The following is a 21616-nucleotide window of genomic DNA, read 5'->3' as shown; positions in this document are numbered from 1 at the left end:
AAATGGTAAACCGTATTACTGGCTTTTCAGGTATGGATGTTGAATCAACCGTTAAAAAATTGATGGATGCTGAGCGATTGCCTTTGAATAAGTTAAAAGCTCAAAAACAAATCACGGAATGGCAAACTCAGCAATACAGAGATATGAATTTACTATTAGATGATTTACGTAATTCCTTAGTAAATGGACTTGGATTACAATCAAGTTATAATGCTAAGAAAGTTGTTAGTTCGAATGATGCATTTGTAACGGCAGTGTCTAATGGTACATCTGGTAACACTGTAAATACGATCGATAGTATTACTAGTTTAGCAACGAGTGCTAGATGGTCGGGTACAAAGACGCCAGCAATTTCTTCATCAAAATTATTGAAAGATACAACACTAGGTGCACAAGGTGTTACTGGTGCACAGACCATCAAATTTAAAGTAACAAAACCAGGTGAAACAACAGCGACTGAAGAAACAATATATTTTGATGCAAATACTGAAACGCTTGATCAAGTATTAGCGAAAATGAATGCATCTACAAAATTAGGGGTTAGTGGATTTTACGATCAAGGAACAGGTAGTACAGTATTAACAAACAAAAATACTGGTAAAGGTGCTCAAATTGAAATCGTGTCAGACTCAGCTGGTTTATTAAATAAATTAGGATTTACTCATCCTGGGGTAGATCATGATAGTGATCCTGGTACTCCTGATATTAATCAATATTTAGTTGGAAATGATGGACAAGATGCTTCATTTAAATTAAATGGATTAGCAATGACTCGTTCTTCAAATACATTTACAGTTGGAGATGTAACTTATTCTTTGAAGCAAACCACTGCTTCACCAATTACAATTTCAACTTCTACTGATACAACAAAAATCTTTGATTCGATTAAGTCATTTGTTGATAAATATAACGATGTCATCAAAAAAGTAAATGATAAAGTTTCTGAGAAAAGGTATAGAGATTATCAACCTCTAACAGATGAGCAGCGTGAAGCGATGACTGAGGACCAGGCAAAAAAATGGGATGAAAAAGCACAAAGCGGATTAATTAAAAGTGACAGTATTCTTACTGGAGTTTTAGATAAAATTCGTTCACAGTTATCATCGCCTGTTACTGGATTAACTTCAGCATTTAAAGTATTGAGTGACATTGGCATCACAACAAGTGCAAATTACTTAGATAAAGGTAAATTAGAAATTAATGAAACAAAATTAAAAGAAGCAATTGCTAATGATCCAGACGGTATTTCGAAATTATTTACGGCAACTGGAGCGACAACAAGCGAGCAAGGATTAGCTACAAGATTAAAAGATTCGTTAAAAAATGCAATTGATACTGTAGCGAAAAAAGCAGGTAAGTCATTCTATGTTGCATCACAATATACACTTGGAAAAAGTTTAACTGATTTAGAATCTAGAATAAGTAAGTTTGAAGATCGACTTTCTAGTATAGAAGATCGATACTATCGTCAATTTAGTGCGATGGAGAGTGCAATTGAGCGTTCAAATCAACAATCAGCTTACTTTGCATCAACGTTTGGTTAATAAAGATATTGAGGTGGACTACTTATGGCATTGAAAAATCCTTATGAACAATATCAACAGAATTCAGTGAATACAGCATCACCAGGTGAGTTGACACTTATGCTGTATAATGGTTGTTTAAAGTTTATTACATTAGGTAAACAAGCAATTTTAGATAAAAATATCGAAGCTAAAAATACTAATATTATAAAAGCACAGAAGATCATTCAAGAATTCATGGTTACTTTAGACATGCATCAAGATGTTTCAAAGAATTTAATGCCACTATACGATTATTTAAATAGTCAACTAATTGATGCTAACTTAAAGAATGATATAGCAATCCTAGATGAAGTAGCTGGTTTCGTTACAGAGCTTCGTGATACATGGAAAGAAGCGATCCAAGTGAATCGTCAAAAAACGTTCACCACAGGTGGACAAGCATAATGGATGTAAATCAAACACTTTTTTCGGTTACTACACAGCTTGCAGAACTAACATCAAAGGTTCCGTCTCAGGAAAATCGTGATGAGGTAATTGAGCAAATCTTTTCTTTGTTAGATGAGAGGGATAAGTTGCTGCCAAGTGTGCAGCCTCCTAAAGATGAGAATGAAGAAATGTTAATGAGAAAGATTGTTCAGTTGAATGATCAAATTAATCATTCTTTAAATTCAATCTTGTTTGATATAAAAAAAGATATTAATGGGTTAAAAGACCAAAAGAAAGCTCATAATCAATATATCAATCCATATAAATCATTAAATAATCTTTCAGCTTTTTTTGATAAAAAGGAATAAAAATCAAAGTATCCTGTGGGAACAGGATACTTTTTTGTTTTGTAGTATTTTATTTAAGAATAGAGGTATCTTAATAGTAATTAATTTACGTAAAGTGTAATAAATATTGGTATTATTTTCATGAATTTAACACAATTTTTGCCATTTATGTGATAAACTCAAATGGTTTAGTTTCATACTTATTATGTAGAGGTGTACTTATGTTATCGATCTTAAAACGATACTTAATCGGTAAGCCACTTAAGACAACAGAGTTAGGGGAGCAAAAGCTATCTAACACGAAGGCATTGGCAATTTTATCGTCAGATGCATTGTCTTCTGTTGCTTATGGACCGGAGCAAATATTAATTGTGCTAGCAACTGTTGGTGCTGTTGCATATTGGTATTCAATTCCAATCGGTATTGGCGTACTTATTTTATTGTTAGCTTTAATTTTGTCTTATCGCCAGATTATTTATAGCTATCCACATGGAGGTGGAGCTTATGTTGTATCTAAGCAAAATCTCGGTGTCATTCCAGGTTTAGTTGCTGGTGGTTCATTACTTGTCGATTATATTTTGACTGTAGCAGTTAGTGTGTCAGCAGGAACGGATGCGATTACGTCAGCAATTCCAATCTTGCATAGTCATACAGTGTTTATATCAGTTTTACTTGTTATTTTTATTACGATTCTAAATTTACGTGGATTGACTGAATCGGCATCTATTTTAGCGTATCCAGTGTATTTATTCGTGGTTGCACTTGTCATTATCATAGTTGTAGGACTCTTTAATGTAATAACTGGTCATGGACCACAAGTAACTCATGCATCAAGTGGACCTATTCCTGGTGGGATTGCATTATTTTTACTATTAAAAGCATTTTCGTCAGGTTGTTCAGCTTTAACAGGGGTTGAAGCAATTTCGAATGCGATACCTAACTTTAAAGAACCATCTGAACGTAATGCAGCAAAAACATTAACGATGATGGGTCTAATACTAGCGGTTCTTTTTTCAGGAATTATGTTCCTAGCGTATTGGTATAGCATCACGCCTAATGCGGAAGAAACTGTAATGTCTCAACTAGGATCAGAAATTTTTGGTCGTAATATTATTTACTACTTCATTCAAGGAACAACAGCGTTAATTCTTGTATTAGCAGCAAATACAGGCTTTTCGGCTTTCCCATTACTTGCTTACAACTTAGCAAGTGATAAGTTTATGCCGAGAATGTATTTACTTCGTGGAGATCGTTTAGGTTATTCAAATGGAATTATCACACTTGGTGTTGCATCAATTCTTTTAATCATTGCTTTCCAAGGGAAAACAGAGCAATTGATTCCATTATATGCAGTCGGTGTATTTATACCATTTACACTTTCTCAAACAGGTATGGTTATTAAATGGTTAAGAGAAAAACCGGCAAATTGGTTCCCTAAATTAATCACAAATTTAATTGGTGCATTAATTTCTGCATTAGTTTCAATTATTTTCTTAACAACTAAATTCAGTCAAGTTTGGTCAATTCTTATTTTCTTACCAATCATCGTGTATCTATTCTTGAGAATTAGAAGTCATTATGAGGCAGTGGGAGATCAGCTTAGATTAAATAATGATATACCTGAAAAAATAAAAGGGAATATCATGATTGTACCAGTAGCTGGTATTACAAAAGTTGTAGAGCGTACGATGCAGTATGCACAAGGTATAGCAGATGAGGTTTACGCAGTTTATATTTCATTTGATAAAGAAAGTGAACAACAAATGAGAGATAAATGGGAAGCTTGGAATCCAAATGTAAAGCTAATTGTTGTTCATTCTGAATATCGAGAAATTACTAGACCATTATTAAAAGTAATTGATCAAATGGAAACAAAAGCACATGAAAATGGATTTGAAATTACTGTTTTAATTCCACAATTTATTACTAAGAAAAACTGGCATAATGTTTTGCATAATCAATCTAGTTTATTACTTCGTGCATATTTACTGCATAAACGAAGCGTAATAGTAACGACAGTACCTTATCGATTTAAGGTGTAAAATGCTTGTCAAATAAGGGGTTAAGGGAAATGTAAGGTTGGATTTTACTGTGTCCAACCCATTCCTTTAACCCTTTTATCTTGAATTTGGAATTTGTCGAATTGTCGGAAAAAAAGGCGACAAGACATTTTTGACTTGCCCCACTTTTTTGATGTATAGTTGAATTGTGGAGAAGATTCACAAGTTTTCGACTGAAGGGAATGGATTTGAATGCAAGGTAAAGTAAAATGGTTTAACGCAGAAAAAGGTTTTGGATTTATCGAGCGCGAAGATGGAGACGATGTATTCGTGCATTTCTCAGCGATCAATGCTGATGGTTACAAATCTTTAGAAGAAGGCCAAGCAGTTAGCTTCGAAATCGTTGAAGGTAACCGTGGACCTCAAGCTGCTAACGTAACTAAAATCTAATATCCGTTAATAAGTAAATATTTGCTTATATAGATTCGGAACACAAAGGCTTGCTCAATTGAGTAAGCCTTTGTTTGTTTTAAACTTGTTTTCTGAGCCTAGTCCCTAGGTGTTATTGGACGGTTTGGAAAAGTTTCTTCTATATTTGCTACTTGGAAAAAAATACAGTGAATCTTTAACGAAATCTTTAAATATAATCTCTTGTAAAGATAAAAAAGTTCTGATATTGGACAAATATTCTTTGAAGGAATATATCAAACTAGTGTAGAATATAAGTATAGACAGCTTTCATTTTTGGAGCTTGATGAAGGAGGAAACCCATATGATGCTAAACATCCGAGGCGAAAATATTGAAATTACTCCAGCAATTCGTGAATACGTAGAAAAGAAATTATCACGTTTTGATCGTCATTTTAATGAGGATCTAACAGCTCGAGTAAACGCAAAGGTATTCCACGACAAGCAAAGAATTGAAGTCACTATTCCAGGTACGTATATGTTATTACGTGCAGAAGAAGAACATGCTGATCTTTATGCAGCTGTTGATCTAGTTATTGATAAGCTGGATCGTCAAATTAGAAAACATAAAACAAAAGTAAACCGCAAACTTCGTGAAAAAGGATCTCTAAAATATATGTTTGCGACATCTTCTGAAGCTGCAGTTGCAGTTGAGGATCAAGAACACGAAATTGAATTGGTTCGTACGAAGCAATTTGATTTAAAACCAATGGATGCAGAGGAAGCAGTTCTACAAATGAACATGTTAGGCCATAACTTCTTCGTATTCTTAAATGGTGAAACGAATAAAACGAACATCGTGTATTCAAGAAAAGATGGTCGTTATGGATTGATTGAAGCAAAATAATAGAATAATAGAGTGAACAGGACTAAGCAGATTTTTCTTGCTTAGTCCTTTTTTGTTTAGATTTGTTTATTGTTTATTTTTAGGCTTTGTTAATTTTAATTGTTGATTTTAGCTAAATACATTAAGAGTATGAAAAGAGTATAGTCGGTTCGAGAGTAATTGGAATGGAAGGTGCGAAGACTCCTATGGGAGATACGGGAAACTTGAGACCCCGGAGGCCAAGCAAGGTAGGCATCCTAAAACCACGACGTCCTGTCGTAACGCATGCATGATCCACATTGTGTGGACCCGAGGCTCAAGTCACGCCCCATGGAAAGCGAAGTACCTGGAAAGGAAGTCAACTTTCTTTTTTAACAGAGTTTTATTTAAGTTTGTCATCTTAATGATGTGAAAATACTAATGAAAACGATTATTTTCGAAAGAATTAAACAATTCTAATGGTACAATGTGTCCATAAGGTTGTCACTTATCTTCATTTAATGATAAAATTAGAAATAGTATCTAAATCTAATTAATTAAGACATTTGTTTATGACTTTAAAATAGAGGAGCGTTACGAATGCTTGGAATGATAAAAAAGGTGTTTGACCTTAATCAACGACAATTAAATAAAATGCAAAAGCAGGTTGATCAAGTTGTAGCATTACATGATCAGTATGCAAAATTATCAGATGATGAATTAAGAGCAAAAACAGATGAGTTTAAAGCACGTGTTCAAAAAGGTGAAACGCTTGATGATATTCTAGTTGAAGCTTTTGCGGTAGTTCGTGAAGGTGCAACTCGTGTACTTGGTATGACTCCTTATCCTGTTCAGTTGTTAGGTGGAATTTCATTACACGAAGGTAATATCTCAGAAATGAAAACTGGGGAAGGTAAAACATTAACTTCTACTTTACCGGTTTACTTAAATGCATTAAGTGGTTTAGGTGTTCACGTTGTTACAGTTAATGAATACTTAGCTAGCCGTGATGCGCAAGAAATGGGTCAATTATATGAATTTTTAGGTCTATCTGTAGGCTTAAATTTAAATAGTATGGAATCAGATGAAAAACGTGAAGCGTATGCTTGTGACATTACGTATAGTACAAACAATGAATTAGGTTTTGACTACTTACGTGATAACATGGTAGTTTACGCTGAGCAACGAGTTCAACGTCCTTTAAACTATGCAATTATTGATGAGGTTGACTCGATCTTAATAGATGAAGCACGTACTCCTTTAATTATTTCTGGACAAGCAAAACAATCAGCTCAAGCTTATATTGCAGCAAATGCTTTTGTAGGAATGCTTCAAAAGGATCAAGATTTTACGTATGATGTAAAAACAAAATCTGTATTATTAACCGAAGATGGTATTTCTCGTGCTGAACGTTCGTTTGGCGTTGAAAACTTATTTGATTTAAAAAATGTGAACTTAAACCATCATATTAATCAAGCGCTTCGTGCACACGTTACGATGACGAATGATGTTGATTATGTTGTTCAAGACGGTGAAATTGTAATCGTTGACCAATTTACTGGACGATTAATGAAAGGTCGTCGATACAGTGAAGGTCTACACCAAGCGATTGAAGCAAAAGAAGGTTTAAAAATTCAGAATGAAAGTATGACTCTTGCTACAATTACTTTCCAAAACTATTTCCGTATGTATAAAAAGTTATCTGGTATGACTGGTACAGCGAAAACAGAAGAGGAAGAATTCCGTAACATTTACAATATGAATGTACTGGTTATTCCGACAAACCGTCCGATTGCTCGTATTGACAAGGCGGATTTAGTTTATAAATCAATGAATGGTAAATTTAATGCCGTAGCAGAAGAGATAGCAGAGCGTCACAAAGCTGGCCAACCAGTACTTGTTGGTACTGTTGCGATTGAAACATCTGAATTAATATCTCAGTTATTAAAACGTAAAGGGATTAAGCATGAAGTATTAAATGCAAAAAACCATGAGCGTGAAGCAGATATTATCGCATTAGCAGGTCATAAAGGTGCTGTAACGATTGCAACGAATATGGCTGGTCGTGGTACGGATATTAAATTAGGTGAAGGTGTTCGTGAACTTGGTGGATTATCAGTAATTGGTACCGAGCGTCATGAAAGCCGTCGTATTGATAATCAGTTACGTGGACGATCTGGTCGTCAAGGTGATCCAGGGGTTACAACTTTCTATCTTTCTATGGAAGATGAATTAATGCGCCGATTTGGATCAGATAATTTATCAATTATGATGGACCGTTTAGGTTTAGATGATTCTCAACCAATCGAAAGTAAAATGGTTTCTCGTGCAGTGGAATCTGCACAAAAACGAGTTGAGGGTAATAACTTTGATGCTCGTAAACAACTATTACAATACGATGATGTATTGCGTCAGCAACGTGAAGTAATCTATGCTCAACGTTCTGAAGTAATCGATTCAGATGATTTACAACCAATTGTGAAGAGCATGATTGAAGGAACGATTAATCGTGTCGTTTCAGCTCATACACCTAATGAACAACTTCAAGAAGAGTGGAACTTAGAAGGTATTGTAGACTTCGTAGAAGCTACATTACTAAATGAAGATGAAATTAGTGTTGAACAATTACGTTTAATTGAGCCGGATGAAATGGTTGAACTAATTCAAAAGGCAGTATTTGAACGTTACGATGAAAAACAAGAACTTTTACCAGTTGAACAAATGCGCGAATTTGAAAAAGTTGTCTTATTACGTACTGTTGATAGTAAGTGGATGGCTCATATTGATGCAATGGATCAACTGCGTGAAGGTATTCATTTACGTGCATATGCACAAATCGATCCTCTTCGCGAATATCAAATGGAAGGCTTCGCAATGTTTGAAGAAATGATTGCTTCTATTGAAGAAGAAGTTTCTCGTATCATTATGAAGGCTGAAATTGAAGCAGATGTTGAACGTGAAGCAGTTCAAGGTGAAGCAATTCACGTAGGAACTGATGAAGGTGAAGTGAAGAAAAAACCAGTTGTAAAAGGCGAAGAAATTGGCCGAAATGATGATTGTCCTTGTGGTTCAGGTAAGAAGTATAAAAACTGCCACGGAAAAGGAATCTAATAGTATAGATACTGTATGAAAAAGGGGCAAGGGCAAGTAGTTATTAGGAAATCAGTGTAACGATTAATGGTTACACTTCCTAATTACTTGTCTTTACCTGCTTTTTATTGTTCATAAAATTTTAATTGAGGTGTAAGTAATGGAATTAGTAGAAGTAAAGCAAGAATTAGAAAAGATGGCGAAACGCCTTCAAGCATTTAGGGGGTCTCTTTGACGTAGAAACTAAGCAAGGTAGATTAGACGAACTTGAAGCATTTATGTCGGAACCAACATTCTGGGATGACCAAAAAGCAGCTCAAGTCGTAATTAGTGAAGTAAGTGGTTTAAAAGAAGTCATTAATGAGTTCAATGATTTAAGTGACGGCTATGAAAATCTTGAATTAACATATGAGTTAGTGAAAGAAGAAAACGATGATGAACTGTTTGAAGAGTTAGTTTCTGAAGTAAAAGTCTTAACGGTTAAACTAAATGATTTTGAACTTCAACTATTATTAAGTGAGCCTTATGATAAAAATAATGCAATACTAGAACTTCACCCAGGTGCAGGTGGTACTGAGTCACAAGATTGGGGCTCAATGTTACTACGTATGTACACTAGATGGGCTGAAAAGCGTGGTTTTAAAGTAGAAACTTTAGATTACTTACCAGGTGATGAAGCTGGAATAAAAAGTGTTACTTTAGCAATCAAAGGACACAATGCTTATGGCTATTTAAAAGCGGAAAAAGGCGTGCATCGTTTAGTACGTATCTCTCCATTTGACTCTTCTGGTCGTCGACATACTTCATTCGTTTCTTGTGAAGTTATGCCTGAATTCAATGAGGAAATTGAAATTGAAGTTCGTACAGAAGACTTGAAAATTGATACGTATCGTGCAAGTGGAGCGGGTGGTCAGCATATTAATACAACTGATTCAGCGGTTCGTATCACCCACACTCCAACGAACACAGTTGTTACATGTCAATCTGAACGTTCACAGATCAAAAACCGTGAATCAGCAATGAAAATGTTAAAAGCTAAATTATATCAACGTAAACTAGACGAGCAACAAGCTCAACTAGATGAAATTCGTGGCGAGCAAAAAGAAATTGGTTGGGGTAGCCAAATACGTTCATACGTATTCCACCCATATTCAATGGTTAAAGATCATCGAACAAGTGCCGAAGTAGGTAATGTACAAGCTGTAATGGATGGTGGACTTGATCCATTTATCGATGCTTACTTACGTTCTAAAATTTAATGTAAATAGATAAGTTTAAAAAAATTGGCTGTTAAGAATACAGGGGAAAGTTTGCGTTCTTAACAGCCATTTTATTGAGGTTTTACTGAAGTTTTCAAAGTAAACATCTTCTTATTGAAGATGTTCTCTTTATGATGTTTTCTCTCTAGGGAGATAGCAACTAGCTATATTGGGGATTATGTAAATAATATTGCATTTATATTTTTTTAACAAAAATTAAAAAGTACATTTTCATTCATTAAGTTGCAAGCTTTTAGTCTTTTGATTAATAAAAAATAGAGATATAGACCTTATATAAGGTTACAAAATTTAAAATTATCAACTAGAGAAAGTTTGGGGGATTACATTGAGGAAAGTAAAGTATGGAACCACTTTATACGTAGGGTGGGGTAAGACGTTTTTTGATTATCTTTTTGTTTTAATAGGTTCTGCAATTATTGCTATTGCATTTAGTGTCTTGTTATTACCAAATAATATCGCATCAGGTGGAGTAAGCGGTATTTCTACAATCCTAAAAAGTACACTTGGTTTTAAACCAGCAATTGTACAATGGGCTTTTAATATACCTTTATTTATAGCAGGTGTTGTATTATTAGGTCGTCAATTTGGCATTAAAACACTAGTTGGTACAATCTTCTTACCATTTGTTGTTCTTTTAACGGAAGATTTAAGCCCTGCTACGGATAATCCACTTTTAGCAGCGATTTTTGGTGGACTTTGTATTGGATTAGGTCTAGGGATTGTATTCCGTGGAAAAGCATCAACGGGAGGTACCGACTTAGCAGCTCAGATTGTTCATAAATATTCAGGATTATCACTTGGTATTTGTGTAGCATTTATCGATGGATTGATCGTATTAACAGCGGCAATCGTATTTGATTTAGAAAGTGGTATGTACGCATTAATCGCATTGTTTGTAACAAGTAAAACAATTGACTTAGTACAAATCGGTCTAGCTAGATCAAAAATGACATTAATTATTACTTCTGAAGAAGAACTAGTTACCAATGCAATCGTGCACGAGTTAGATAGAGGTGTAACAAAATTAAGTGGGGTTGGTGGTTATACGAATGAAAACCGCCCTGTATTAATGTGTGTTTTAGACCAATCAGAATTTATAACATTACGTGATATTGTGCAATCTATTGATAGAAATGCCTTTATAACTGTAGTTGATGCAACTGAAGTACTTGGCGAAGGTTTCACAAATTTGACATAAAAAGGAAAAATTGTGACATCCTATCAGTAGTACACTAAAAGTATAAGACTTATTGGGTTTATTAAAGGGGCGATTTTTGTGAAAAAGCTACTGCTTGCTTTTGTCACTGGTGGAATGCTGTTAACGGTAGCAGCTTGTGGTTCAGATAATAATGCTGGTAATAAGGATACTGGTGAGCCTGTATCAGCTAGTGCTGGAGAAAAACTTTTCAAACAAAGCTGCTCAAGCTGTCATGGTGGACAACTTGAAGGTGGAATTGGACCATCGTTAAAAACGGTTGGTGCAAAGTACTCTGAACAAGATATTGAAAACATCATACATGAGGGCAGAGGACAGATGCCTGGTGGTGTAGTTGAAGGAAATGACGCAAAAAGTGTTGCGAAATGGCTAGCAACTAAGAAATAAATAAAAAAAACAGACCAATTATCTAATTAATTAGAATTGGTCTGTTTTTTTCATTTATATTACAAATACCACTATTGTTAAAAGAGTGATGAGAAATGGGTCGAAATAAATATTGACTATTAAACAAAATGTAACATAAATTTATCAGTATTGACAATTTTAAAATGGTATAATAGAGGAGCTTAGCAGAAAAATATCGAATTATGTAGATTAGAACAGATTTGGGATTATGGATCAGTAAGCAAGAAAGCTCGTGAAAAATTAAGTTAAGACATCAATAAAATGGATCTTATCCGATTCGATATATAAATAATAAGGAACAATTACTATAAGGAGAATGTCATGATTGAATTAAAAGATGTTTATAAGACGTATCCTAATGGTGTTCTTGCGGTAAATGGTATTAATGTAAAAATTCGCCAAGGTGAATTTGTATATGTCGTTGGACCTAGTGGAGCTGGGAAATCGACTTTCATTAAAATGATGTATCGTGAAGAAAAACCATCAAAAGGAACGATATTAATTAATGGTATTGATTTAGCACAAATGAAGGATAGCAAAGTACCTATATTACGTAGAAATATAGGAGTTGTTTTCCAAGATTATAAATTATTACCGACTTTAACTGTTTATGAAAATATTGCATTCGCACTTGAAGTTATAGAAGAAAATCCGAAAACAATAAAGAAGAGAGTTATGGAAGTACTTGATCTTGTTAAGTTAAAACATAAAGCTCGTTTCTTACCAACAGAACTATCTGGTGGTGAGCAACAACGTGTTTCGATTGCTCGTTCAATCGTTAATAAACCAAAAGTTGTGATTGCCGATGAGCCAACAGGTAACCTTGACCCTGAAACTACTTGGGAGATCATGGATATTTTTAAAGAGATTAATGATCGTGGCACAACTATTGTAATGGCTACACATAATAAGGATATTGTAAATAAATTAAAGAGACGTGTTATTGCAATTGAAGGCGGAAAAATTGTACGCGACCAAGCGAGAGGAGTGTACGGTTATGAAAGCTAGAACTGCGAGAAGACATGTTCGTGAAGGACTTCGAAATTTAAAACGTAACGGCTGGATGACGTTTGCATCTGTTAGTGCTGTTGCGGTTACTTTAATGCTTGTTGGTGTATTTTTAACTGTCATTTTAAACGTTAACCATATCGGGACAACTCTAGAAAAAGACGTTGAAATACGTGTTTTAGTTGATTTAACGGCTACTAAAGAACAACAAAGAGCTTTAAAAGATGAAATCAAAAAAATTGATCATGTAACGACAGTTAAATTCTCGTCAAAAGATCAAGAATTAGATAACTTGATTAAGAGTATGGGTCAAGATGGACAAGCGTTTGAGCTTTTCGAACAAGAAAACCCATTAAATGATACGTATATTGTAAAAACAGATTCACCTGATAAAATCGCGCCAGTTGCGAAAAAAATTGAAGGTTTTCATTATATCGATGAAGTTATTTACGGCAAAAAACAAGTTCAAAAACTGTTTAATGCAGTTTCAGTTGGTCGAAATATTGGTTTAGTACTAATTGTTGGTCTACTGTTCACTGCAATGTTCTTAATTTCAAACACAATCAAAATTACGATTATGGCAAGAAGACGTGAAATTGAGATTATGAGATTAGTAGGTGCAACAAATAACTTTATTCGTTGGCCATTCCTTTTAGAGGGATTACTACTAGGCGTTATGGGAGCGATACTACCAATCGCATTAATCTTAACTGGCTATAATGTTGTTTACAATATGCTAATGCCAAAATTAGCAGGAACAATGTTTACATTACTTCCTTTCTCACCATTTGTTTATCAAATTGCAGCTATTCTGATTGGAATCGGCGCTGTTATTGGTATGTGGGGTAGTGTCATGTCAATTCGAAAATTCTTACGTAAATAATATAAATGCATTGAAAAGTTTTATTGTTTTAATAGAGTAATGAAATGATGAGCTTTAGTGTCTATTTTTAACGTCTAGCTGAGTTGATTAAGGTACTAAAGCTTTTCTATATACATAAGGAGGGATCTTAGATGAAAGAGAATAAAAAATCGAAAGTAATGATTGTGGTGTTAAGCAGTACTTTCATCATCGGGGCCATCCCATCCGTTTCTTTTGCTGAGAGTAAATACCAAACACAAATTGACAGTATCGAAAAGAAACGTAGTGAGGTTAAGGAAAAGACAGAAGCAACAAATGACAAGATTGATGATTTACAACAAGATCAAGCAAATGTTGTTAAAAAACTTGAACAGCTTGACGTAAAAATGCGAGATACAAAACGTCAAGTTAACCAAACACAGGATGCAGTTAATAGTGGGGAAAAACAAATTAGTAAACTTAAAGAAGAAATAAAGTTTATTGAGAAACGCATTGAGTCTCGACAAGAATTATTAAAAGATAGAATGCGATCGCTTCAAAAGTCTGGCGGAATGTTATCTTATATCGATGTCATCTTGGGATCTAATAGTTTCGGAGATTTAGTTCAACGTATGAGTGCTGTACAAGTCATCATGTCTGCAGATGAAGATATTATTAAACAGCAGAACTTAGATTTAAAAATCGTAAACAGTAAAAAAGATGAAATGACAGTCAAACAAGCAAAAATGGAGCGAGATTTGGCGAATTTAGAAAGCTTAAATAAGCAACTATCAAACCAAGTAAATGAACAAAACAATTTAATGGCGTCTCTAAAAGAACAAGAAAAAGAAGCGCATGAAGACGTATTAAATTTAAAAGAGCAGGATGAGTTACTAGCTAGTCAGCAAATTGCAGTGCAAAAAGCAGCAGAAGAAGCAAAACGAAAAGCTGCAGAAGAAGCTAGATTAAAAGCTGAACGAGAGAAAGAGAAAAATAATAACAAACCTTCAAATGGTGGTTCTGGTAATTCAGGAAACTCCGGAGGGGGAAGTACGCCACCAATCTCAAGCGGAAACTTTACAAGACCAGCTGCAGGCTATGTTTCTTCAGGATTTGGTAACAGATCTTTCGATGGTGGAGGATTCCATGATGGAGTTGATATAGCAGGTAGTGGAACAGTTCCTGTTGTTTCAGCGGGTGATGGCGTTGTAATCAGAGCTTATACTTCTTCATCATATGGTAACTGTGTGTTTATTACACATAATATTGGTGGACAAGTATGGACAACGGTATATGCGCATTTAGATAGCTTTAACGTGTCAACTGGACAATCTGTCTCAAAAGGTACAAAAATTGGTTTTATGGGTAACACAGGTCATTCATTTGGTCAGCATTTACACTTTGAACTTCATAAGGGTGAATGGAATGCTAGCAAATCTAATGCCGTTGATCCACAAAAATATATTAATTTCTAATATCATTCTATGAACCTATCTCCAAATCATTGGGGATAGGTTTTTTGTGTTCATTTAAGTTCTTATTAATTTCTTATGCTAAAAAATAAACCATTGAAATAGATATAAATAGACAGGGTTACTTGTAGGCAGAAATAAGCATTTAGTACCTTTTATACATAGCAAAGAGGTGGTGAAATCTACTAAATTTTTCCTAGTTTATAATAATTATAGTTTAATATTGATTTTCATTCTAGATTACATTATCATATAATTAATACTAAATAATAATAATTCTAATTAAGGAGACAAAATATGACAAATAATTGCTTAACAACAAATCAAGGTGTTCCAATTGGAGATAACCAAAATTCATTAACTGCAGGACGTAGAGGCCCAACTCTTTTAGAAGATTATCAACTGATTGAAAAGTTAGCTCATTTTGACCGTGAGAGAGTCCCTGAGCGTGTTGTTCATGCACGTGGTGCAGGTGCACATGGTGTATTTATTACGAAAAATAGTATGAAGAAATATACGAAAGCAAAATTCTTACAGGATGCTGGGACCGAAACACCAGTATTTGCACGATTCTCAACGGTGGTTCATGGTATGCATTCACCTGAAACATTACGTGACCCACGTGGATTTGCAGTGAAATTCTATACTGAAGATGGAAATTACGATTTCGTTGGTAATAACTTACCTATATTCTTTATTCGTGATGCTATGAAATTCCCTGATATGGTTCATGCATTAAAACCAGATCCAAGGACAAATTTACAAACAGGTAATCGTTATTGGGATTTCTGGTCTTTAACGCCAGAAACAACAAATATGCTAGTACATTTATTCTCTGATGAAGGAATTCCAGCGAACTATCGCCAAATGAGAGGTTCAAGTGTTCATTCATTTAAATGGGTTAATGAATACGGAAACACAGTATATGTAAAACTTCGTTGGGTTCCTAAGCAAGGTGTTAAGAATCTTTCAATTGAAGAAGCAAGTGAAATTCAAGCGAATGATTTTAACCACGCTAGCCGTGATTTATTTGATTCAATCGAAAATGGAGATTATCCAGAATGGGATCTATATGTGCAAGTCCTGAATCCAGCTGATATGGATGATTTTGATTTTGACCCACTAGATCCTACGAAGGATTGGTTTGAGGATGTGATTCCACGTCAATTAGTTGGAACAATGATCTTAAATCGTAACCCTGAAAATGTTTTTGCTGAAACAGAATCTGTTGGTTTCAATCCAGGCGTATTAGTTCCTGGTATGCTACCATCTGAAGATAAATTATTACAAGGAAGATTATTCTCTTATTCTGATACACAAAGATATCGTATTGGAGCAAATTATCAACAGTTACCAATTAACTGCCCATTTGCTAAAGTTGCGAACAATCAACGCGATGGGGCTATGCCATTTGGTCAACAAACTCATCCAATTAATTTTGAGCCAAACAGCTATTCAGATACACCTAAAGAAGATCCAGCTTATGTAGAAGTTGATCAACCACTTAATGGTGTAACAGCTCGTAAGAAAATAGAAAAAACAAATGACTTTGGGCAAGCGGGAGAAGTTTGGAATAGATATAGTAAAGAAGAACAAGATACTGTTATTAAAAATATTAGTGCAGATATTGAGTCGGTTGATGAGAAAATTAAGCTTCGCGCAGTATGCAACTTCTACCGTGCGAATGAACAGTTAGGTGAAAGACTTGCAAATCAGTTAGGTTTAGATTTATCTCCATATTTACAACACCTTACGAAATAATTAAAACCTTTTAATAAAATTTTATTAATTAGTGTTCTACTTGCAAACATAAGTGATACAGGCTTATCATATAATAGAACAGAAAAGGCATCGCACGTCTGTGTGATGCTTTTTCAATACATACACTAAATAGTAGATTGATACGTTCAAACACGAACGGATAGGAGGTTCTATATGAATCGTAAAACATCAGCACTACTTGCATCAGCAACATTTGTTGTTGGAATTGGAGTGGGCTCATTAGCTTTTAATAATAGTACAAGTTCAATTGTTTCAAATTTAACACAAAGCAAGGAAATAAAAGCATCTGAAGACGAAAATATTGCGAAAATACAAAAGGCTTATGAAATTATAGCTAATCAATACGTAAAAAAAATTGACCCTGATAAATTAACTGAAGGTGCAATTCAAGGAATGGTTACGATATTGGACGATCCGTTCTCGTCTTATATGGATGGAAAAACTGCACAGCAATTCCATGAGTCATTAGGTTCATCGTTTGAAGGAATTGGAGCCGAAGTATCGAAGGATGGAGAAAAACTAATCATCGTATCACCGATTAAAAATTCTCCAGCTGAAAAAGCGGGTATTAAACCAAAAGATGAAATCCTTACAGTAGATGGAAAAAGTATCAAAGGCTTATCACAATATGATGCAGTATTAAAAATACGTGGTAAAAAAGGAACGAATGTAACACTTGAGATTAAACGACCAGGTGTCGCAGATCCGATCACATTTAACATTAAGCGTGATGATATTCCAATGTATACAGTTTTTGGTTCAGTTAAGAATGTAAATAACGAAAAAATTGGATATATTCATATCACCTCATTTAATGAAAAGACTGCTGATGAATTTAAAAAGGAATTAGATAAGCTAGAGTCTCAAAATATTGAAGGCTTAACAATAGATGTACGTGGTAATCCTGGTGGCTACTTACAAGCTGTCGAAGGTGTATTAGAGGAATTAGTTGTTAAAAATGAACCATATTTACAAGTAGAAAATAGAGAAGGTCAACGTGAGAAGTATTATACGAAATTAAATAAAGCGAAACCTTATCCAATTAATGTATTAATTGATAAAGGAAGTGCGTCAGCAGCAGAAATCTTAGCTGCAGCATTAAGTGAAGCTGGAGATTATCAACTAATTGGTGAAAAATCATTTGGTAAAGGTACAGTACAGTCAACACTTGACTTTAAGGATGGTTCTAACATAAAGTTAACGCAGTTTAAATGGTTAACACCGGATGGTACTTGGATTCATAAAAAAGGAATTAAGCCGGATATAGAAATAAAACAACCTGATTATTTCTATGCAACACCAATTGATAAATCGAAGACATTTAAATATGACGAAAATAACGAAAATATTAAACAAGCTCAAATCATGCTAAGAGGATTAGGGTATGATCCTGGACGTGAAGATGGATATTTTAGTGAAGATACAGAATCGGCAGTTAAAAAATATCAAAAAGCAGTTGGCATTACTGTAAATGGTAAACTTGATCAACTTACTTCTGAAAAATTAGAAGCATCTTTAATTGAAAAAATACGTGATGAGAAGAATGACGTTCAGTTAGAGGAAGCTTTAGAATTAGTATCTGAATAAGGATTGATTTTGAGAGAGGACGATGATTTTCGTCCTCTTTTGACATAATTCCCGGGAAATAGCTACATTGCTACATTCCAGGCAGGAGAATGGAAGATGTTTGTCGAAAAGTACACTTTAGGGAAAAGTGTGCTTTTTTAGTTGTATATTATATATTTCCCTTTGAAAAAAATGATATAAACCGATAACATAAATATATATGAATCTATAAAATCTTAAAAAAGGTGGTGAAAGATATGTGGTCAAATGTAATATCGGAATTACTAGTTGGTTTTGCTAAATTATTTTTACATCCATTTGTTTATTTATTTTTTATCGCTGCATTATTCAGCGGGTATTTACGTGTAAAAAGAGAACGAAAACATTTTTCTACACGTATTTTTAATGTATCGTTTGAATGGAAGACATCTTTATTGTATGGATTATTTTTAGGTGCATTATTATCAGTTGTTTCATTACTTGTAGGTATCAGTATTCCAATTGAGATGGTTACCTTGATTAGTGTCATAACAATTCTATGTACAATAACTTTGCAATTTCGTTGGATGTCGCCTGCATATACAATTGGACTAGCACTAATTGCGATTCCATTACTAAATAAAGGTGTACCATCGCTGTCCATTTTAGAAAATGTTGTTCCAAAAGATATGAATGGAATGCTACCAGCAGTTACAATTCTATTAAGCTTGTTACTGTTAGTAGAAGGGATTTTAGTACAAAGAAATGCTGCTATTCATACATCACCATTATTTGTAGAAAGTAAACGCGGTAAAAGAGTTGGTGCACATGAAGCGAATAAACTTTGGATCGTACCATTATTTTTACTAATTCCAAATGGAACAATTGTGAGCGATTTTGCATGGTGGCCAATTCTATCATTAGGAGATAGTGGTTATTCAATTTTATGTGTACCTTTTGGGATTGGTTTCTACCAATTAATTAAAGGAATGGTTCCAAAGGAATCAATCAAACTGGTTGGAAAACAAATTGTGACACTATCATTATTAATTTGCATTGGTGCCGTTGTAAGTTACTTTGTTGGATTTGTAGCATTCGTGACAGTTGCAATAGCAATTGTTGGACGTGAAGCGATTTCCTATATTCATAAAAGTAGAGACTTTAATACACCATCATACTTTACATCAAAAGCTGTTGGTCTAATTGTATTAGGCATTTTACCAAACTCAGTAGCGGATAAAATGGACATACACGTAGGAGAAAGCATTACAAAAGTAAACGGGCAAAGCGTATCTACCGTAGATGAATTCTACAATGCACTCCAAATCAACCGAGCATACTGCAAGGTTGAAGTAATCGACTTCAACGCAGAAATCCGTATTACACAATGTGCTGTATACGAAGGAGAACACCATGAACTAGGCTTCATCTTCCCTGAGGAAGAAACGAAGTATAGTGGTGAAGTTGGATAGAAGTGTGATTTTTCATAATTAACCGGAATTTTGTCAAAATTAATCGGAATATTTTTCATAATTTTCCGGAATGAACCTAAATAAACAAAAAGACTGATTCATAAATTTTTCGAATCAGTCTTTTTCTATTATTTTCAAATAAATATGATTTTTCTTATTCAACTAAATGGCTCATTCATTTCTAATTAAGGGAGTTGAATGGTAATTTATGTTGTCTTTGTCTTGAAGTTTGTGAAGGATTGTACTTAAACTAATTGGCAGTTTAGTTGCATAAGAAATTTTAAAAAATAGCTATAAAATTAAAGAGTTAAGGACTTTTTTTAACTATTTTTCGACTCGTTTTTCGCATTTATATGAACCAACTTGTCCAATTTACGAAAGATAAAATGTATGAAATTAAAAGAGAGGTGCAAAAATTGACACTGAGAATAATAGGACAAATGGGTCCAAGAGGACCAAGAGGAAAAGAAGGTGAAGAAGGAGAAAGAGGTAAAAGAGGAAAAAAAGGAGCACCTGGATTACAAAGAGCTACAGGTGCTACTGGAGTAATTGAAGGTTTCTATGCGATTGCTGTGTTTTTCCTATGCAGAACGTTTTACAACAACTTATCGTGGAAACTGTGATTCTTGGCACGAATGTGAATGTCGTGAAAGACCAATTAGAGAATTGCTAGATACACTGATCGGTTCTAAAATGAATCTTTTAGCTGGTAATGGTTCTATTGCAGCAGATTTTAATGTGGAACAAACAGGTCTTGGCATAGTGTTAGGTACTTTACCAATAAGTCCAACTACAACTTTGCAATTTCAACTTGCAGAGTTGTAGCTGTAAATATAAACCCACCTCCTACTGACGTAGGTTCGTTTTTCTCTGAACATGCTATTAAATTGTCTTGAAGAAAAGCGATTCTTCAATTAAGAAGACCGCTTTCTTATTAAACTAAATGGTAGAGGTGAAAATGTTACAGATACAATTTAATCATATTGAACGAGTAAAAGTAGGCTTTTAAAAAACCATTGAGTTTAATTCCCCCAAGTTTACGCCCAAACAAATAACCTAAATCAACATACTATAAAGGCACGAATAATTTTGAGGTTGTCCTTACTAACAAAGCAATCGGTAAAATAGAACAACAACACTCCATTACAAGGGTTGAATAGACTAATAAATTACATAGTAAAAGAACTATTACGAGGATAGATGAAATAATTAATCGTATTGAACTAACAGAAGTACGTTTTTAAGAAGAAAACTAAATTAAGTAGATGTTAATTCCCCCAAGTTTAATTTTTCGAGATCAGTGTAATTTTATATTTTTTTCACATAATCTATTGAATCCTGTATTACCTTGCGGATCACGTATTACAGGAAACATCCCTCTTCACCTCTCCGGGTATGTTCAAAGAGGGATGTTTAATATTATATGCAAACCTAGGTTACATACGTGTCCTTAAAGTAATGAAAAAAATATTACTTTTGATAAAGGCTTATTTATCGAGGAAAAGGGGGTTATTCGATAATGAAGGTCTTTTTTCATTTACTAGAAAAGTAGCTCTGATACTCTGTTATAACAAAAGAAGTAATGCATATTTTCGGTTTTTATTTGAAGTAACTGGCAGGATAGTTAAATAAGAAAAATAGAGGTGTAATTGGAACTTTGTATTTGCCTATTGCTTAAAAAGATTATATATCATTAGAGTTTTAAAGTTTTAATTTAAGAATGAATAGTATATTAATTTAACTTTATAGTTATATTGCTTATTTTTATAATCCATAAGAACCACTCTGTCCTATATTAATAAAATAATGAGAACAAACATTATATAGGAGAGGTGTAAAAATTGTCACAACCACCTAAAATTCCCAGTCTAATACCATTACAGCCGATATGTAAACGATGTTATTGTAATCCGTGTAAATGTAAATGTGA

General features: G+C 34.0%; 16 protein-coding genes and 1 pseudogene. All 17 read left to right on the top strand.

Annotated elements, in window-relative coordinates; genetic code table 11:
- Nucleotides 1-2: 2 nt before the first annotated feature.
- Nucleotides 3-1544 carry a flagellar hook-associated protein 2 gene (locus V7056_RS05870; RefSeq protein WP_499700153.1) on the top strand — a complete coding sequence of 514 codons (1542 nt, stop codon included), beginning with the start codon at nucleotides 3-5 and terminating at the stop codon, nucleotides 1542-1544.
- Between the two features lie 24 nt (nucleotides 1545-1568).
- Nucleotides 1569-1970 (top strand): flagellar export chaperone FliS, encoded by a 402-nt coding sequence (fliS, locus tag V7056_RS05865; protein ID WP_499700151.1) that lies wholly within the window; start codon nucleotides 1569-1571, stop codon nucleotides 1968-1970.
- Complete coding sequence (gene fliT / locus V7056_RS05860; protein WP_499700149.1) at nucleotides 1970-2320, top strand: flagellar protein FliT; 351 nt, start codon at nucleotides 1970-1972, stop codon at nucleotides 2318-2320. The genes fliS and fliT overlap by 1 nt, the downstream gene beginning before the upstream one ends.
- Before the next feature lie 200 nt (nucleotides 2321-2520).
- Nucleotides 2521-4341 (top strand): potassium transporter KimA, encoded by a 1821-nt coding sequence (gene kimA / locus V7056_RS05855; RefSeq protein ID WP_499700147.1) that lies wholly within the window; start codon nucleotides 2521-2523, stop codon nucleotides 4339-4341.
- A gap of 210 nt (nucleotides 4342-4551) precedes the next feature.
- Nucleotides 4552-4749, top strand: coding sequence for a cold-shock protein CspD (gene cspD / locus V7056_RS05850; protein WP_088001105.1), 198 nt, complete (start codon nucleotides 4552-4554; stop codon nucleotides 4747-4749).
- Nucleotides 4750-5071: 322 nt separating this feature from the next.
- Nucleotides 5072-5614, top strand: coding sequence for a ribosome hibernation-promoting factor, HPF/YfiA family (hpf, locus tag V7056_RS05845; protein WP_088001103.1), 543 nt, complete (start codon nucleotides 5072-5074; stop codon nucleotides 5612-5614).
- 558 nt (nucleotides 5615-6172) lie between these two features.
- Nucleotides 6173-8683: a preprotein translocase subunit SecA gene (secA, locus tag V7056_RS05840; protein ID WP_499700145.1), complete on the top strand. Its 2511-nt coding sequence runs from the start codon at nucleotides 6173-6175 to the stop codon at nucleotides 8681-8683.
- A 139-nt stretch (nucleotides 8684-8822) separates the two neighbouring features.
- Nucleotides 8823-9921 (top strand): peptide chain release factor 2 gene (gene prfB, locus V7056_RS05835; protein WP_499700143.1). Its coding sequence is split into 2 segments (ribosomal slippage): nucleotides 8823-8894 and nucleotides 8896-9921, totalling 1098 coding nucleotides; the frame shifts between segments, so codons are not numbered across the junction.
- A gap of 346 nt (nucleotides 9922-10267) precedes the next feature.
- Nucleotides 10268-11140, top strand: coding sequence for a YitT family protein (locus V7056_RS05830; protein ID WP_499700141.1), 873 nt, complete (start codon nucleotides 10268-10270; stop codon nucleotides 11138-11140).
- A gap of 78 nt (nucleotides 11141-11218) precedes the next feature.
- Nucleotides 11219-11545 carry a cytochrome c551 gene (cccB, locus tag V7056_RS05825; RefSeq protein WP_499700139.1) on the top strand — a complete coding sequence of 109 codons (327 nt, stop codon included), beginning with the start codon at nucleotides 11219-11221 and terminating at the stop codon, nucleotides 11543-11545.
- Between the two features lie 342 nt (nucleotides 11546-11887).
- Nucleotides 11888-12574 (top strand): cell division ATP-binding protein FtsE, encoded by a 687-nt coding sequence (gene ftsE, locus V7056_RS05820; protein WP_499700137.1) that lies wholly within the window; start codon nucleotides 11888-11890, stop codon nucleotides 12572-12574.
- The gene (gene ftsX / locus V7056_RS05815; protein ID WP_499700135.1) at nucleotides 12564-13457 is read left to right on the top strand and encodes a permease-like cell division protein FtsX; all 894 of its coding nucleotides are present in this window, start codon (nucleotides 12564-12566) and stop codon (nucleotides 13455-13457) included. The genes ftsE and ftsX overlap by 11 nt, the downstream gene beginning before the upstream one ends.
- Before the next feature lie 131 nt (nucleotides 13458-13588).
- Nucleotides 13589-14890, top strand: a complete 1302-nt coding sequence (locus tag V7056_RS05810; RefSeq protein ID WP_499700133.1) for a murein hydrolase activator EnvC family protein — start codon at nucleotides 13589-13591, stop codon at nucleotides 14888-14890.
- A gap of 294 nt (nucleotides 14891-15184) precedes the next feature.
- Nucleotides 15185-16648 carry a catalase gene (locus V7056_RS05805; RefSeq protein ID WP_499700131.1) on the top strand — a complete coding sequence of 488 codons (1464 nt, stop codon included), beginning with the start codon at nucleotides 15185-15187 and terminating at the stop codon, nucleotides 16646-16648.
- 174 nt (nucleotides 16649-16822) lie between these two features.
- Entirely contained in the window at nucleotides 16823-18256 is a 1434-nt protein-coding gene (locus tag V7056_RS05800; RefSeq protein WP_499700129.1) for a S41 family peptidase, read from the top strand.
- A gap of 236 nt (nucleotides 18257-18492) precedes the next feature.
- Complete coding sequence (locus tag V7056_RS05795) at nucleotides 18493-19686, top strand: PDZ domain-containing protein (protein WP_499700127.1); 1194 nt, start codon at nucleotides 18493-18495, stop codon at nucleotides 19684-19686.
- A gap of 434 nt (nucleotides 19687-20120) precedes the next feature.
- Nucleotides 20121-20582, top strand: a pseudogene (locus V7056_RS05790) (bclA protein); the annotation flags it as partial.
- Nucleotides 20583-21616 lie beyond the last annotated feature (1034 nt).

The sequence above is a fragment of the Bacillus sp. JJ664 genome, from assembly GCF_036962205.1.
GTDB lineage: Bacteria > Bacillota > Bacilli > Bacillales > Bacillaceae_G > Gottfriedia.
This window is presented reverse-complemented; position numbering and strand designations above follow the sequence as displayed.

Coding starts and splice junctions, on each gene's coding strand:
- V7056_RS05870 (WP_499700153.1), top strand. CDS start 3: ATGGTAAACCGTATTACTGGCTTTTCAGGTATGGATGTTGAATCAACC.
- fliS (WP_499700151.1), top strand. CDS start 1,569: ATGGCATTGAAAAATCCTTATGAACAATATCAACAGAATTCAGTGAAT.
- fliT (WP_499700149.1), top strand. CDS start 1,970: ATGGATGTAAATCAAACACTTTTTTCGGTTACTACACAGCTTGCAGAA.
- kimA (WP_499700147.1), top strand. CDS start 2,521: ATGTTATCGATCTTAAAACGATACTTAATCGGTAAGCCACTTAAGACA.
- cspD (WP_088001105.1), top strand. CDS start 4,552: ATGCAAGGTAAAGTAAAATGGTTTAACGCAGAAAAAGGTTTTGGATTT.
- hpf (WP_088001103.1), top strand. CDS start 5,072: ATGATGCTAAACATCCGAGGCGAAAATATTGAAATTACTCCAGCAATT.
- secA (WP_499700145.1), top strand. CDS start 6,173: ATGCTTGGAATGATAAAAAAGGTGTTTGACCTTAATCAACGACAATTA.
- ftsE (WP_499700137.1), top strand. CDS start 11,888: ATGATTGAATTAAAAGATGTTTATAAGACGTATCCTAATGGTGTTCTT.
- ftsX (WP_499700135.1), top strand. CDS start 12,564: ATGAAAGCTAGAACTGCGAGAAGACATGTTCGTGAAGGACTTCGAAAT.
- V7056_RS05810 (WP_499700133.1), top strand. CDS start 13,589: ATGAAAGAGAATAAAAAATCGAAAGTAATGATTGTGGTGTTAAGCAGT.
- V7056_RS05805 (WP_499700131.1), top strand. CDS start 15,185: ATGACAAATAATTGCTTAACAACAAATCAAGGTGTTCCAATTGGAGAT.
- V7056_RS05800 (WP_499700129.1), top strand. CDS start 16,823: ATGAATCGTAAAACATCAGCACTACTTGCATCAGCAACATTTGTTGTT.
- V7056_RS05795 (WP_499700127.1), top strand. CDS start 18,493: ATGTGGTCAAATGTAATATCGGAATTACTAGTTGGTTTTGCTAAATTA.